At 65.0% G+C, this 14340-nt stretch carries 10 protein-coding genes and 1 pseudogene; 1 reads left to right on the top strand and 10 read right to left on the bottom strand.

Annotated elements, in window-relative coordinates:
• The first annotated feature begins 101 nt into the window (after positions 1-101).
• Positions 102-1931 carry an aminopeptidase P family protein gene (locus ACG873_RS15640; protein ID WP_394892892.1) on the top strand — a complete coding sequence of 610 codons (1830 nt, stop codon included), beginning with the start codon at positions 102-104 and terminating at the stop codon, positions 1929-1931.
• Positions 1932-2105: 174 nt separating this feature from the next.
• On the opposite strand, the gene ACG873_RS15645 is transcribed toward ACG873_RS15640, so the two are convergent.
• From ACG873_RS15645 to ACG873_RS15690, 10 genes and pseudogenes are all read right to left on the bottom strand, one after another.
• Positions 2106-2402, bottom strand: a complete 297-nt coding sequence (locus tag ACG873_RS15645; RefSeq protein WP_394892894.1) for an AzlD family protein — start codon at positions 2400-2402, stop codon at positions 2106-2108.
• Positions 2399-3127 carry an AzlC family ABC transporter permease gene (locus tag ACG873_RS15650; protein ID WP_394892895.1) on the bottom strand — a complete coding sequence of 243 codons (729 nt, stop codon included), beginning with the start codon at positions 3125-3127 and terminating at the stop codon, positions 2399-2401. The genes ACG873_RS15645 and ACG873_RS15650 overlap by 4 nt, the downstream gene beginning before the upstream one ends.
• 136 nt (positions 3128-3263) lie before the next feature.
• On the bottom strand, positions 3264-5420 hold the full coding sequence (gene ligA, locus ACG873_RS15655) for an NAD-dependent DNA ligase LigA (protein ID WP_394892896.1): 2157 nt from the start codon (positions 5418-5420) through the stop codon (positions 3264-3266).
• Positions 5421-5501: 81 nt separating this feature from the next.
• Positions 5502-7169 (bottom strand): DNA repair protein RecN, encoded by a 1668-nt coding sequence (gene recN / locus ACG873_RS15660; RefSeq protein ID WP_394892897.1) that lies wholly within the window; start codon positions 7167-7169, stop codon positions 5502-5504.
• 8 nt (positions 7170-7177) lie between these two features.
• Positions 7178-8048, bottom strand: a pseudogene (locus ACG873_RS15665) (outer membrane protein assembly factor BamD).
• Positions 8049-8197: 149 nt separating this feature from the next.
• Complete coding sequence (gene lpxC / locus ACG873_RS15670; protein ID WP_394892899.1) at positions 8198-9148, bottom strand: UDP-3-O-acyl-N-acetylglucosamine deacetylase; 951 nt, start codon at positions 9146-9148, stop codon at positions 8198-8200.
• A gap of 280 nt (positions 9149-9428) precedes the next feature.
• Positions 9429-11075: a cell division protein FtsZ gene (gene ftsZ / locus ACG873_RS15675; RefSeq protein ID WP_394892901.1), complete on the bottom strand. Its 1647-nt coding sequence runs from the start codon at positions 11073-11075 to the stop codon at positions 9429-9431.
• Between the two features lie 70 nt (positions 11076-11145).
• On the bottom strand, positions 11146-12456 hold the full coding sequence (ftsA, locus tag ACG873_RS15680) for a cell division protein FtsA (protein ID WP_394892902.1): 1311 nt from the start codon (positions 12454-12456) through the stop codon (positions 11146-11148).
• Positions 12453-13388: a cell division protein FtsQ/DivIB gene (locus ACG873_RS15685; protein ID WP_394892903.1), complete on the bottom strand. Its 936-nt coding sequence runs from the start codon at positions 13386-13388 to the stop codon at positions 12453-12455. The genes ftsA and ACG873_RS15685 overlap by 4 nt, the downstream gene beginning before the upstream one ends.
• Positions 13376-14302: a D-alanine--D-alanine ligase gene (locus tag ACG873_RS15690; RefSeq protein ID WP_394892905.1), complete on the bottom strand. Its 927-nt coding sequence runs from the start codon at positions 14300-14302 to the stop codon at positions 13376-13378. Before ACG873_RS15690 ends, ACG873_RS15685 begins: the two co-directional genes overlap by 13 nt.
• Positions 14303-14340: the final 38 nt, after the last annotated feature.

The following is a 14340-nucleotide window of genomic DNA, read 5'->3' on the forward strand; positions in this document are numbered from 1 at the left end:
CAGCGCGAGATCCCATTGGCTGGCCCAAGACCGCCGCGTTGCAACCGACTTGGCCCGCAGTTAGGGTCGCCCATTCCAAATCCGCGGTTCGAGGAAGATCAATGTTCCAGACCTTCGATGATGAAAACAACGTGACGCTGGGCGCGGCGCGTGTCTCGGGGTTGCGCGAATGGCTCGCCGCCAACGGCCTCGACGGCTTCATCGTACCGCGCTCCGACGAGCACCAGGGCGAATACGTCGCCCCGGGCTCGGAGCGGCTGCGATGGCTGACCGGCTTCAGCGGCTCGGCCGGCGTCGCCATCGTGCTCGCCGGCAAGGCCTACATCTTCGTTGACGGGCGCTATACGCTTCAGGTGCGCGATCAGGTCGATCTCGGGGTGTTCACGATCGAGAGCCTGATCGACAACCCGCCGCCTTCCTGGATCGAGAACAATCTCGGCAAGGGCGCACGCATCGGCTTCGACCCGTGGCTGCACACGACCGGCGACGTGAAGGCGCTCAAGGCGGCGGCTGATAAGACCGGCGCGGCGCTCGTAGCGGTGGAGCGCAATCCGATCGACCAGCTTTGGCAGGACCGACCCAAGCCGCCGCTCGCTGCGGTCGAAATCCATCCGATCGCCTTCGCCGGCGAACTGGCCAAGGAAAAGCTGGCGCGGCTCGCCTCCGCGATAGGGAAGCAGAAAGCGACCCACGCAGTGCTCACCGACCCGTCGTCGATAGCCTGGACCTTCAACATACGCGGCGGCGACGTGCCGCACACGCCGCTGGCGCTCGGCTTCGCCGTTCTGGCCGCCGACGGCGCGCACCAGCTCTTCATGGACAAGCGCAAGCTTCCCATGGAAACCGAAGCCTATCTGACCCAACTGGCCGACCTGCGCGCGCCCGGCGGACTGGAATCCGCGATCATCGATCTCGCCCGGTCCGGTGCCGCCATCTCGCTCGATCCGGTGCTTGCCGCCGACCGCCTGCGGGCGCTGGTGGAGGACAATGGCGGAACTGTCATCTCCGCGCCCGACCCCGCCCGCATCCCGCGCGCCACAAAAAACAAGGCCGAAATTCAGGGCGCGCGAGCAGCGCATCGCCGCGACGGCGCGGCGATCGCGAAGATGCTGTGCTGGCTGGATGCGCAAGCGCCCGGAACCACCGACGAGATCGCGACGGTCACGAAGCTGGAGGAAATCCGCCGCGCCGTCGGCGAGGAAACCCAGATGCCGCTGCGCGAAGTGTCGTTTTCCACCATTTCCGGCTCCGGGCCGAACGGCGCGATCATGCACTACCGCGTGTCGCGCGCGACAAACCGCAGGCTGGGCGACGGCGAACTGTTCCTGCTCGATTCTGGCGCGCAGTATCAGGACGGCACCACCGACATCACCCGCACAATCCCCGTCGGGCAGCCGACCGAGGAAATGCGCGAACGCTACACGCTCGTACTCAAGGGCATGATCGGCATTTCGCTCCTGCGCTTTCCCGCCGGCACGCGGGGCATGGACATCGACGCAGTCGCCCGCCTGGCCCTATGGAAGCACGGTCTCGACTACGCTCACGGCACCGGCCACGGCGTCGGCTCCTACCTGTCTGTGCATGAAGGGCCGCAGCGGATCGCCAAGACCGGCACGGAAAAGCTGCTTGAAGGCATGATCCTGTCCAACGAGCCCGGCTACTACAAGCCCGGCCACTACGGCATCCGGCTGGAGAACTTGATCATCGTCACCCCGGCGGAGCAGTTGCCGGACGGCGATATCGCCATGCACGGCTTCGAGACGCTGACGCTGGCCCCGTTCGACCCGCGCATGCTGCGCGCCGACCTTCTGACGCGCGACGAACTCGTGTGGCTGGACGCCTACCACGCCCGCGTGCTCTCCGAGATCGGCCCGATGGTGGACGGCGAAACGTTGAAATGGCTGGAGGCTGCGACCGCGCCGCTGGCTTAGGCGGTGTGACTGTTGTGCGTCCTTCGAGGCTCGCTGCGCTCGCACCTCAGGATGAGGGACGTGGTAGCGAGCATCCCAAATTCTTCACCGTCAAAAGACCTAGCGCCAGAATTGCACAAACTCCCTCATCCTGAGGTGCGAGCGTAGCGAGCCTCGAAGGACGCACCCAACCATTCAGCCCATCACCTGCCGCAGCGCGATCAGCACGGCAGCGCCGGTCAGGAACATCGGCATCATGCCGGCCCTGAGCGACACCAGCCCCGCGACCAGAAGCGCTATCGCCTCGGCCGGACCGGCCGAGACAGCCGCCGGCGCGACCAGCGTTGTCAAGACGGCGGCCGGCACGGCGTTGAGGCCGGCCTCGACGCGCGGATGGATGCGCTCGAAGCGCGACAGCACCAGATGGCCGCCGATGCGGGTCAGGTAGGTCATGACCGCGCCGGCAAGGATGATCCAGACTGTCGTGCTCATGCCGATTTCTTCCCGTTGGCCCTGCCGGGCATGGTCGCGGCAAGCAGGATGCCGGCAATCGCTCCGACCGACACATGCCAGGGCGAGCCGATGGTCTTGTAGGCAAGGATGGAAGCCACGGCGCTCGCGACCACGATGGGCAGCCAGAGCGGCCGCTTGCGGAAGCTTATGACCAGGCCCAGGAAATAGATCGGCAGCAGGAAATCGAGCCCAAGCGCCTGTGGGTTCGGGATCATGTTGCCGAATGTCGCGCCGATCCACGCTTCCGCCGTCCAGCACACATAGATCGGCAGCGCCATGCCCATGTACCAGGCGAAGGTAATCTCCTCGCCCCGCTCGCCCTTGGTTTCGGCTTCCGCATATTGCGGGTCGACCAGGAAAAAGAACGCGAATGCCTGGCGTGCAAGCGGCCAATGGCTGATGCGCCGCCCAACGACTGCGGAATACAAGATATGACGGAAGTTGACGGCGAAGATCGACAGCACGACCAGCCACGGCGCCACCTTCTGGCCGAACAGTTCGATGCCGACCATCTGGCTCGCGCCACCATAGATCGTGGCGCTCATCAGCACCGCCTCGAAGACGCTGAAGCCGTTTTCCACCGCCAGCGCGCCGAACAGCAGGCCGAACGGCGCCGAGGCCACCACAACGGGCAAGCCCAACCGCGCGCCGCGCCAGAACGCGCTCGGAGGCCCGGCCTCATCTTGTATTGCTTCGGCGGACATGGCGGCTCCAGGGAAAGGAAGCCTGTGTAGGTAGGTCAGCACCTCTGCCGTGTCACATGAATTCGCTTGAGCCAAGCGATCAGCGGGGTTGAAGTGAGCATTCAAAAAATGCGCTCCGCGGAAACGTTGGCCTCCGCTATGCTCCCTGCCCCACCCTTTCGAACCACTGGTCCTCGTCGATCACCTCGATGCCGAGTTCGGCGGCCTGCTTCAGTTTGGACCCGGCGCCCGGTCCCGCGACCACCAGATCGGTCTTCTTGGACACCGAGCCCGCGACCTTGGCGCCGAATTTTTCGGCCATCGCCTTTGCCTCGTCGCGCGACATCCTTTCCAGCGAGCCGGTGAACACCACCGTCTTGCCCGAAACCGGCGACGACACTTCGCCGACGCGCGCCTCGTCGAGCGGCGTGACCTCCTTCAGCAGCGCGTCGACCACCTCGCGGTTGTGCTCCTCGGCGAAGAACTCGACGACCGCCTCCGCCACGACCGCGCCGATGCCGCCGACGCCGTTCAGTTCCTGCCAGGCGGCGTTGCCGGGATCGCCCTTGCCTTCTGGCGGCGCCGCGCCCTCTGCTACCTCGCGGAAGGTAGCAAAGCTGATGAAATGCCGCGCCAGCCGCTTGGCGTTGGTCTCGCCAACGTGGCGGATGCCGAGCGCATAAAGGAAGCGGGAAAACTCGACCTTCCGGCGATCATCGATCGCCGCAAACAGCTTCTTCACCGAAATCGTGCCGAAGCCGTCGATGTTTTCGAGCTTCGCAAGCGACTTTTCCTGCCGTGCCTTGAGCGTAAAAATATCGGCCGGCGAGCGTATCCTGAGCGCCGGGTCCTCGGAATTGAAAAAGAACTCGATCTGCTTTTCGCCAAGCCCCTCGATGTCCATCGCGCCGCGCGCCACGAAATGGCGCAGCCGCTCGACCGCTTGCGCCGGGCAGATCAGGCCGCCGGTGCAGCGCCGCACCGCCTCGCCCTCCTCGCGCACCGCATGGCTGCCGCAATGCGGACAGGTTTCCGGAAATTTGTATGGCACGGCGTTGGCCGGGCGCTTTTCCGGAACGATGTCGAGGATCTGCGGGATGACGTCGCCGGCGCGCTGGATGATCACCGTGTCGCCGACGCGGATGTCGCGGCCCTCGCGGATCGGCTGGCCGCTATTGCCGATGCCCTTGATGTAGTCCTCATTGTGCAGCGTGGCGTTGGTCACCACCACGCCGCCCACGGTCACCGGTTCCAGCCTTGCAACCGGCGTCAAGGCGCCGGTGCGGCCGACCTGGATGTCGATGCCGTTGAGCACGGTCATCGCCTTCTCGGCCGCGAATTTATGCGCGGTCGCCCAACGCGGGCTGCGCGAGCGGAAGCCGAGCCGCTCCTGTAGGTCGAGCCGGTCGACCTTGTAGACGACGCCGTCTATGTCGTAGGGCAGCGCCGCGCGCTCAGCCTCGACAGCGTGGTAATGCTTGATGATCGCCTCGACCGAATGGCAGCGCACCATCCGCTCGTTGACCGGAAAGCCCCAGTCGGCGAAGCGCCGCACCACCTCGAACTGCGTTTCGCCAAGCGGCGCGCTGGTCTCGCCCCAGGCATAGGCGAAAAACCGCAGCGGCCGCGTTTTCGTCACCGAAGGATCGATCTGGCGCAGGCTTCCCGCCGCCGAGTTGCGCGGATTGGCGAACACCCGGCCGGTCTCGGCCATGCGCTTGTTCAGCTCCATGAAATCGTCGCGGCGCATATAGACCTCGCCGCGAATTTCGACCAGGTCCGGCGCATCCTTTGGCAATTGATGCGGAATCTCGCGAATGGTGCGGATGTTGGCGGTCACATTCTCGCCGGTCGTGCCGTCGCCGCGTGTCGCCGCCGTCATGAGCCGGCGGTTCTCATATCGCAGTGACATCGAAAGGCCGTCGATCTTCGGCTCCGCCGTGAACACCAGTTCCCTGTCCGCCGGCAGCGCAAGATATCGGCGCACGCTGGCAACGAAGTCGATCACGTCCTGGTCGGAAAAGGCGTTGTCTAACGACAGCATAGGCCGCGCATGCACCACCGGCCCGAACGCGCCGGCAGGCGCTGCGCCGACCTTTAGAGACGGCGAATCCTCCCGCACCAGTTCCGGAAATTTCGCCTCGATTGCGACGTTGCGCAGCCTCAGCGCATCGTATTCGGCGTCAGAAATGGTTGGCGCATCTTCGGCATGGTAGCGCCGGTCATGTTCGGCGATTTCCCGCGCCAGCCTTTCAAGCTCGGCGGACGCCTCGGCTTCGGTCAGGTCGTCGATGGATTTTTCGGTAAGGGACATGGGGACGGACTATCTTCCCGGAAGATGAGCAGGCCGCGAAGTCTTCGACAAAATGCCAAAAAAAGTAAACAGCCCCCGGTGCTAAACCGTGTTCTCGCTGAGCAGCCGGCCGGCCGCCGCGCGCGCTTCCTCGGTGATCGTCGCGCCGGCGAGCATGCGGGCAATTTCCTCCTGGCGCGCGCCGCGGTCCATCTCGGCGATGCCCGTCGAGACCCGCTCCGTCCCTCCCGACTTGGAGATGAGGAAATGCGTGTTGGCCCGCGCCGCCACCTGCGGCGCATGCGTCACCGACAGCACCTGCACCCGCGCCGACAGCCGCGCCAGCCTCTGCCCGATGGCGTCGGCGACCGCCCCGCCCACGCCGGTGTCGATCTCGTCGAAGACCAGCGTCGGAGCCGAGCCGCGATCGGCAAGCGCCACCTTGAGCGCCAGCAGGAAGCGCGACAGTTCGCCGCCTGACGCGACCTTCATCATCGGGCCCGCCCGCGTTCCAGGGTTGGTCCGCACCCAGAACTCGACCTGGTCGATGCCCTCTTCCATGCGGTTGTCGGGCTCGCTCGCCATCTCGACGATGAACTCGGCGCGTTCAAGCTTGAGCGCCGGCAATTCGGCCATCACCGTCTTCTGCAGGCCGATAGCCGCGCCCTTGCGCAGTTCGGAAAGCCGCTGGGCAATCGCGTCATAGACGTCGCGCGCGGCTGCGGCCTGCTTTTCCAGGATGTGAAGCCGCTCTTCACCGGCATCGAGGTCGGCAAGATCGGCCGCCATCGTGTCGCGCAACTGCGCCAGGTCGTCGACCTGCACATTGTGCTTGCGCGATGCGGCGCGCAGCGCAAACAGCCGCTCCTCGGCCTTTTCCAGCCGCTGCGGATCGTATTCGGTTGCGCGCATGGCAGCTTCGACGGCCGATTGCGCGGCGTCGAGCGACAGCATCGCTTCATCGAGCGAAGTCACCACCTCGTCGAGCAGGCCAGGAACTTCGCCGGCCTTGCGCTGCAGCCGCCGGAGCAGGCTCGCAAGCTGCGGCAGCGGCGATTGCGGCCCCGACAGCACGTCCTGCGCGTCCTGGATCTCTGACGCTATCTTCTCAGCCCGCATCATGGTCGTGCGGATTTCGGCGAGCTCGGTTTCTTCGCCAGGCTGCGGATCGAGCTGCACGAGTTCGGCGACAGAGGCGCGCAGATAGTCGGCTTCGCGGGCGGCGGCCGCGACCTTGGCGCGGTGGCGCGCCAGTTCCTGTTCGCCATCGCGCCAGCGCCGCCATGCTTCGCCGCAGGCGCGAACCTCGCCCAGATGCCCCCCGAACGAATCAAGCAGGTCGCGATGCGCGCTGGCGTCGACCAGCGCCCGCTCGTCGTGCTGGCCATGGATCTCGACCAGCGCGCGGCCTATGTCGCGCATCAGCGTAACGCTGGAAGGCTGGTCATTGACGAAGACGCGGGTGCGCCCGTCCGCGGTCTGGACGCGGCGCAGGATGATGTCCCCGTCGTCGTCCAGAGCGTTTTCCAACAGGAGCAGGCGCGCCGGATGGTTGCGCGGCACGTCGAACACAGCCGAAACCTGGCCCTGCGCAGCACCATGCCTCACAAGCGAGGCGTCGCCGCGCGCGCCGAGCGCCAGCGAAAGGGCATCGAGGAGTATGGATTTGCCGGCGCCGGTCTCGCCGGTCAGCACGGAAAGGCCGGCCGAGAAATCAATGTCCAGCCGTTCGATCAGTACGATATCGCGGATCGACAGCCTGGAAAGCATGGATGCCGTCAGGCGCCGGTGATCAGCTTTCCGGCCTTGGATATCCACGAGCCGGCATTGTCGCGCGGCTCAAGGCCGCCGGTCTGCAACAGCGTATAGGAATCCTTGTACCACTGGCTGTCGGGATAGTTCTGCCCCAGCACCGCCGCCGCCGTCTGCGCTTCGGACGTCAGCCCCATCGCGTAGTAGCTCTCGGTAAGGCGGGCAAGCGCCTCCTCGACATGGCGCGTGTTGGAATAGTTCTCGACCACATAGCGGAACCGTTTGACCGCCGCGATGTATTCGCGCCGCTCGAGATAGTAGCGGCCGATCTGCATTTCCTTGCCGGCGAGCTGATCGCGCGCAAACCGCACCTTTTTCCCGTGCGTCGTCGACATATTCGGATTCGGGCCAGCGTTGCACCACCTCTTCCATCGCTTCGATGGCGCGCCGCGATTCCTTCTGGTCCTGTGTCACGTCGCGGATCTGCCGGAAATAGCTCAAGCCGACGATATACTGGGCATAAGCGGCGTCTTCCGTCGACGGATAGAGCGAGACGTAGCGCTTGGCCGCATTGATGGCCTCGTCGTAATTGCCCTGGCGGTAATTGGCGAAGGCGCCCATCACCATCGATTTGCGGGCATACTCGGAATAGGGATGCTGCCGGTCGACGGCGTCGAACTTGCGGCTTGCTTCCTTGAGCCGGCCGGCGCTGAGGTTGGCGAGGCCCTGATTGTAGAGCACATCCGCGGGTTCGGTCTGCTCGACATAGGTCGCGAGATCGATATCGTCGTCCGACGACATGCAGCCCGACAGGACCGCCGGCGTGGCCAGGACCGACAAGGCCAGCAAGGTCGCCCGCAAAGGCTTTTTCGCTTGAACAGCGCGCTGGAAAATCATGATCGGAACGGCCCCTCTCGGCGTCAATTTGCAGCCATAAACCATAACTGCTCCTGCACGGCAAACGCTATCGCCCTGCATTGGCGCATTTTTGTGGCGCGCCCCTCTAAGGACAGAGGCGGCGACAAACGTCGCCGCCGTCCTCAGGCTTAAAGCATCCAGGGCGCAAAGACCGGCGCGTTGACGGCGATCATTTCCGCTGAACGGCCGCGCTCGCGGCGAGTCGTTTCGACAGTCTCGAAAGCCGTGCGGTCGGAGAGCAGCCGGCGCAGCGCCGAGGCATTAAGTTTGTGGCCGCCGCGGTAGGAGCGGAAGCAGCCGATGAAACGCGCGCCGGCAAGCGCCAGGTCGCCCATCGCGTCGAGTGTCTTGTGGCGCACGAACTCGTTGGAATAGCGCAGCCCCTCGACATTGATGACGCGGCTGTCGTCGCCGATCACCACCGAGTTTTCCAGCGACGAGCCGAGCGCCAGGCCGGCGGCCCACAGCCGCTCCACATCCTTCATGAAGCCGAAGGTGCGCGCCCGCGCGATGTCGCGGCGGAAAACGTCGGCGTCGATATCGGCGGCAAAGGACTGCCGGCCGACCGCGGGGCTGTCGAAATCGATCTCGACCTCGAAGCGCGTCCCGCCATACGGCAGAAATTCGGCCCAGGAGGCGCCATTCTCTATGCGCACCGGCTTCAGAACCCGTATGTAGCGCCGCTTCACCGCCAGCGTCTCTATGCCGGCCTGGTCGAACGCGTCGACGAACATGGCGGCGCTGCCGTCGAGGATCGGCACTTCGCTGCCGTCGATCTCGATGGAGAGATTGTCGATGCCGAGGCCGAACAGCGCGGCCATCACATGCTCGACAGTCGCGACATGGTGGCCGGACGGGTCGCCGAGAACCGTGCAGAGTGCCGTGCCGCCGATCTCCGAAACCAGCGCCGGCAGTTCCCGGCCCGAGCCGCCCTCACCCGTGTAATGGAACACGACCCCTGTATCGGGGTCGGCCGGATGGAAATGCATTGAAACCGGTTTACCGCTATGAACGCCGATGCCCGACAGCGTCACGCGCGATTTGAGTGTTGTTTGATAATCGTGCAAGTCTATCCCCATATGCCCATTCAATCTGTCCGCTGCACGATCCCAAATGTGCGCGGCTCTTGATTTTTTCGGCCTGCAGGACCTCATCCCCAAAACTCCTGCATTCCGTTTCTTTCGGCGGCGAAGATAGTATTCCGGAGGGAAGACTCCAAATCACGGATTCTTACCCTGTGTAACGCCTGCCCGCTGTTCACCTCCTCCAACAAGGATTTGATTTCATTGCGGTTTCAAACGCCGACGGGCGGGCAAAATTGCGCCCGCCCGTTAAGCTTGATTACCGTTTGTTAACAGTTCAGTTTGCCTGCCGGCGAAGAAACGCCGGAATCTCCAATTGGTCGTCTTCCTGAGTCGTCCTCGCCTGCGGGGAAAGCCGGCCATGTTCGTCGAGTTGGCCGCGGCGGGGCGCATAGAGTTGCGGGTCCTGGCTGGCTATACGCCGCGCTTCGGGCGCGGGCTGGCGCAGCTTCGGCTCGCGCGGCTGTGCGGGCTGCAGGCGCGCCGGCTCCTCCTCGCGGCGCGACAGGCCGTTGGTCAGCCGCTTCAGCAGCCCCATCGGCCCGCTGCTTTCATGGTCGACCGGGCGGCTCTTGGCCTCAACCTCGGCTTTCACCACGGGTGGGAAGTCCTCCACACGCGGCATACGGGGCTGGACCACCGCCGCGGGCTGCATTTCCCGCTGCGGCTGCATGACGGGCTGCGGCTGGGCCGGCTGCAACACCGGCTCGGCGGGCGGCGCCTGGAACAGCTTGCTCTGCGGACGGAAGTCGTCCTGCATAGCGGCCGGACGCGCCGCCATGGCGGCGGCATTCTCCTCGGCCATACGGATGGCCTCGGCGACCGGATCGGCGCTGCGCACTTCCATCTGCGGTGCCTGCTGCGCAGGAGCCTGAGCCGGCCGCGCATCGGCGGCCGGGCGCGGAGCCTGCTTCAGCGGCTGGCGGATGGCGATCGGAGCAGCGGCAATTTCTGCGGCCGTCTTGTCGATGCCGGTCGCCACCACCGAAACGCGGATGACGCCTTCGAGTTCTTCGTCGAAGGTCGCGCCAAGGATGATGTTGGCGTCCTGGTCGACTTCCTCGCGGATACGGGTCGCGGCCTCGTCCACCTCGAACAGCGTCAGGTCGCGGCCGCCGGTGATCGAGATCAGCAGGCCCTTGGCGCCGCGCATCGTGGTCTCGTCGAGCAGCGGATTAGCGATCGCGGCTTCCGCCGCTGCCATCGCGCGGCCTTCGCCCGAGGCTTCGCCGGTGCCCATCATCGCCTTGCCCATCTCGCGCATCACCGAGCGGACGTCGGCGAAGTCGAGATTGATCAGGCCTTCCTTGACCATCAGGTCGGTGATGCAGGCGACGCCCGAATAGAGCACCTGGTCGGCCATGGCGAAGGCATCGGCGAAGGTGGTCTTGTCATTGGCGAGCCGGAACAGGTTCTGGTTCGGGATGACGATCAGCGTATCGACGCATTTCTGCAGTTCCTCGATACCGAGATCGGCCGTCTTCATGCGGCGCTGGCCCTCGAAGTGGAACGGCTTGGTCACTACGCCCACGGTCAGGATGCCCTTCTCGCGCGCCGCACGCGCCACGACCGGGGCAGCACCCGTGCCGGTGCCGCCGCCCATGCCGGCGGTGACGAAGCACATATGCGTGTTGGACAGATGATCGATGATCTCGTCGATGCACTCCTCGGCGGCGGCGCGTCCGACTTCCGGCTGCGAGCCGGCGCCGAGGCCCTCGGTGACATGCGCGCCCAACTGGATCAAGCGATCCGATTTGGACATGGTGAGCGCCTGTGCATCGGTGTTGGCCACGACGAATTCGACGCCGCGCAATCCCGCCGTGATCATGTTGTTCACGGCGTTGCCGCCGCCGCCTCCCACGCCGAACACGGTGATGCGTGGCTTAAGCTCGGTGATGTCCGGCTTCTGCAGATTGATCGTCATTGTCTTCGTCCTTTGCCTTTCCCGCCGCATCGCCGCTGCGGCCGCCTATGGGGCTTTCCCCGTCGAATATCTAAAAACTGTCTCTCAACCACTGACTCATGCGATGAAACTTTCCCCCGGTCCCGGTCATCCGCAGCCGGGCGAAACCGCCCGCCTGGGCACTTTCGAAACTCGCCACCTGCGGATAGATCAGGAGACCGACCGCCGTCGCGAAGGCCGGCCCCTTGGCCGCTTCGGGCAACCCGGCAACGCCGAGCGGACGCCCGATACGAACATTGCGCCCGAGAATTCTGCGCGCCGCTTCCGGCAGGCCGGAAAGCTGGCTGGCGCCGCCGGTCAAGACGACGCGCTTGCCGACCGCGTTGCCATAGCCCGATTTGTTCAGCCGGTCGCGCAGCATCTCCAATGTCTCCTCGATGCGTGCGCGAATGATGCGGGTCATCACCGAGCGCGGTATCTGCAGCGGCGCCTCGCCATCGTCGCTGCCGATCGGCTGGATCGAGACGAGGTCGCGGTCGTCCGCGCTGCCGGGCAGCGCCGAGCCGTGCATGACCTTCAGCCGCTCGGCATCATCGAGCCGCGTCGAGAGCCCCTTGGCCATGTCCATGGTTACGTGGCTGCCGCCGACCGGAATGGCGTCGCCATACACGAATTTGCCGTCTGCGAAGACCGAGATCGTCGTCGTGCCGCCGCCCATGTCGATGCAGGCGGCGCCCATTTCGAGCTCGTCGTCGACAAGGGCTGCAAGCCCACTGGCATACGGCGTCGCAACCATCCGCTCGACCGAGAGGTGCGAGCGGTTGATGCAGAGTTCGAGGTTGCGCAGCGGCGCGGAATCGCCGGTTAGAACGTGCATATCGACGCCGAGCGTGTCGCCAAGCATGCCGCGAGGGTCGCGCATGCCGCGCTCCGCGTCGAGCGAGAAGGCGACCGGCAGCGAATGCACGACCTCGCGCTCCGCCTTCAGCGCCTGCTTGGCGCCGGCTGCCAGCACGCGCCTGATATCGGCTGTGTCGACCTCATGCCCGCCAAGATTGATCGTCGCCGAGAACGACCGGCTCTTGAGCCGGCCGGCGGTAAGATTGACGATCAGCGAATCGACGGTCAGTCCAGCCATGCGCTCGGCCGCGTCGACCGCCAGCCTGATCGCGTGCTCGGCGCGGTCGAGATCGACGACCACGCCGGACTTCACGCCTTGCGATTTCTGGTGGCCGATGCCGATCACGCGCGCCTGGTGAGTGCGGCCGCGCAGAAGCTGGCCTTCCTCGCTCGGCTTGAGCTTGGCGACCACGCAACAGACCTTGCTCGAACCGACGTCGAGCACGGTGACGATGCCGGAGCGGCGCGACTGGGCGTCCTTGCGGCCGGAGAGCCAGCTCATATCTTCTTCTCCGGCTTGATCTTGATGCCCATGTCGCTCAGCGCCGCGTTGCGGCGCACCGCCGCCTCCGGCGTCAGCTGGACCGCCAGGCGGTCCTCAAGCCGCATGTCGACGGAGGCGATGTCGCGCGAAAGAAGCCCGCTCTCCCGGTCCATCCGCAGCAGGTCGGCGATGGCTTCGTCCTCGCCGGATTCGGGAAGCTTTATGGTGATGCCGTTTTCAAGCCGCAGATCCCAGCGCCGCTCCGACACACGGATGTAGCCCTTCACCCGCGCCGCGAGTTCGGGAAACTGGCGGATCTTGCCGACGAAATCCGACGCATGGTCGTTCGCGCCATAGCCGATGACCAACGGCAGCATGGCATGGCGTCCGCCCGAATAAGGCGCGATCACATTGCCAGCTTCTCCTACGATGGCGAGCTGGCTGCCGTGCTGCCACAGGGCGAACGGCTTGCGCTCCTCGATGCGCACTTCGAGCGTGTCGGGATAGACCTTGCGTACCGAGGCGACCTCGACCCAGGGCAGTTCCGCGATGCGCCCGCGCGCCTTGTCCGCATTGAAGCCGATCAGGGAGGTCCAGCCGTCGAGCTCGAGCTTTTCCAGTATGTCGATCTCGGAGGTCTCGAAGTGGCCGGCGACGCGCACCTCGTCGACCGCGAAGCCGGTGCGCGCGGTCACGGCCTGCACGAAGGCCGGCATGTGGCCGCCGAGATAGGCGCCGTAGAGGCTGCTCGCCCCCAGGAAGACGGCGGTCATGATGGTCGCGCAAAAGGGCGGCGGCGTGAAGTCGCCGCTGCCGAGACGGGCGGCAACGCGCGCCGGACGGCGCAGCCAGCGCGGCAACACGAAATGCGGCGCGGAAAGCCAAGCGCCAAGGACACCCGGCGTGGCCGCGTCCGTCCCCTGGGCTTGTCCCGACTTCAACGCGAACACGAAGCGTCCTCCACCATCCAACTCAACAGCTCGCCGAAGGAATGCCCCGCTTCCGCGGCGATCTCGGGCACAAGCGACGTCGGCGTCATGCCCGGCTGGGTGTTGACCTCGAGCCAGATGAGCTCGCCATTTTCGGAATGACGGTCGTCGTAGCGGAAGTCCGACCGGGAGACGCCCCGGCAGCCGATTGCTTGATGTGCCTTGAGCGCCAGTGTCTGTATTTTTTGGTAAATATTTAGTGAAATTTTAGCGGGGCAGACGTGTTTTGAGCCGCCGGGAACGTATTTTGAATCATAGTCGTAGAAGGAATGGCCGGTCGGAATGATTTCGCAGACGCCGAGCGCCACATCGCCCATCACCGCGCAGGTCAGCTCTCGCCCGTGCACATAGCGCTCGACCATCACCGCGTCGCCGTATCTCCACTCCGCCGAGCCGATCACCTGCGGCGGATGCGACTGGTCCTCCTTGACGATGACGACGCCGAAGCTCGACCCCTCATTGACCGGCTTGACCACATAAGGCGGCTTCATCGGATGCTTGTTTCCGATCGAAAACCGGCTCAACACCTTGGATTCCGCAACGGGAATGCCGGCGAGCTTGGCGATTTTCTTGGACTGCTCCTTGTCCATCGCCAGCGCCGAGGCCAGTACACCCGAATGCGTGTAGGGGATTTCGAGATATTCGAGCACGCCCTGGATAGTGCCGTCCTCGCCAAACGGCCCATGCAGTGCATTAAAGACGACATCCGGCTTCAGTTCCGACAGAACCCTTCCGACATCGCGCGTGACGTCGACGCGCGTCACCCGGTAGCCTTCAGCCTCCAGCGCATCCGCGCACGAATTCCCGGAAGACAGCGACACGGGCCGTTCGGAGGAGAACCCTCCCAGCAATACGGCGACGTGTTTCTTCGACATGCTTCGCAATCCCCATTGCGTACCGGCTACACACAACG

The sequence above is a fragment of the Allomesorhizobium aridi genome (assembly GCF_043769475.1).
GTDB lineage: Bacteria > Pseudomonadota > Alphaproteobacteria > Rhizobiales > Rhizobiaceae > Allomesorhizobium.

Excerpts from the sequence above, each read along its gene's own strand:
- ACG873_RS15640 (WP_394892892.1), top strand. The coding sequence starts at position 102 with ATGTTCCAGACCTTCGATGATGAAAACAACGTGACGCTGGGCGCGGCG.
- ACG873_RS15645 (WP_394892894.1), bottom strand. The coding sequence starts at position 2,402 with ATGAGCACGACAGTCTGGATCATCCTTGCCGGCGCGGTCATGACCTAC.
- ACG873_RS15650 (WP_394892895.1), bottom strand. The coding sequence starts at position 3,127 with ATGTCCGCCGAAGCAATACAAGATGAGGCCGGGCCTCCGAGCGCGTTC.
- ligA (WP_394892896.1), bottom strand. The coding sequence starts at position 5,420 with ATGTCCCTTACCGAAAAATCCATCGACGACCTGACCGAAGCCGAGGCG.
- recN (WP_394892897.1), bottom strand. The coding sequence starts at position 7,169 with ATGCTTTCCAGGCTGTCGATCCGCGATATCGTACTGATCGAACGGCTG.
- lpxC (WP_394892899.1), bottom strand. The coding sequence starts at position 9,148 with ATGGGGATAGACTTGCACGATTATCAAACAACACTCAAATCGCGCGTG.
- ftsZ (WP_394892901.1), bottom strand. The coding sequence starts at position 11,075 with ATGACGATCAATCTGCAGAAGCCGGACATCACCGAGCTTAAGCCACGC.
- ftsA (WP_394892902.1), bottom strand. The coding sequence starts at position 12,456 with ATGAGCTGGCTCTCCGGCCGCAAGGACGCCCAGTCGCGCCGCTCCGGC.
- ACG873_RS15690 (WP_394892905.1), bottom strand. The coding sequence starts at position 14,302 with ATGTCGAAGAAACACGTCGCCGTATTGCTGGGAGGGTTCTCCTCCGAA.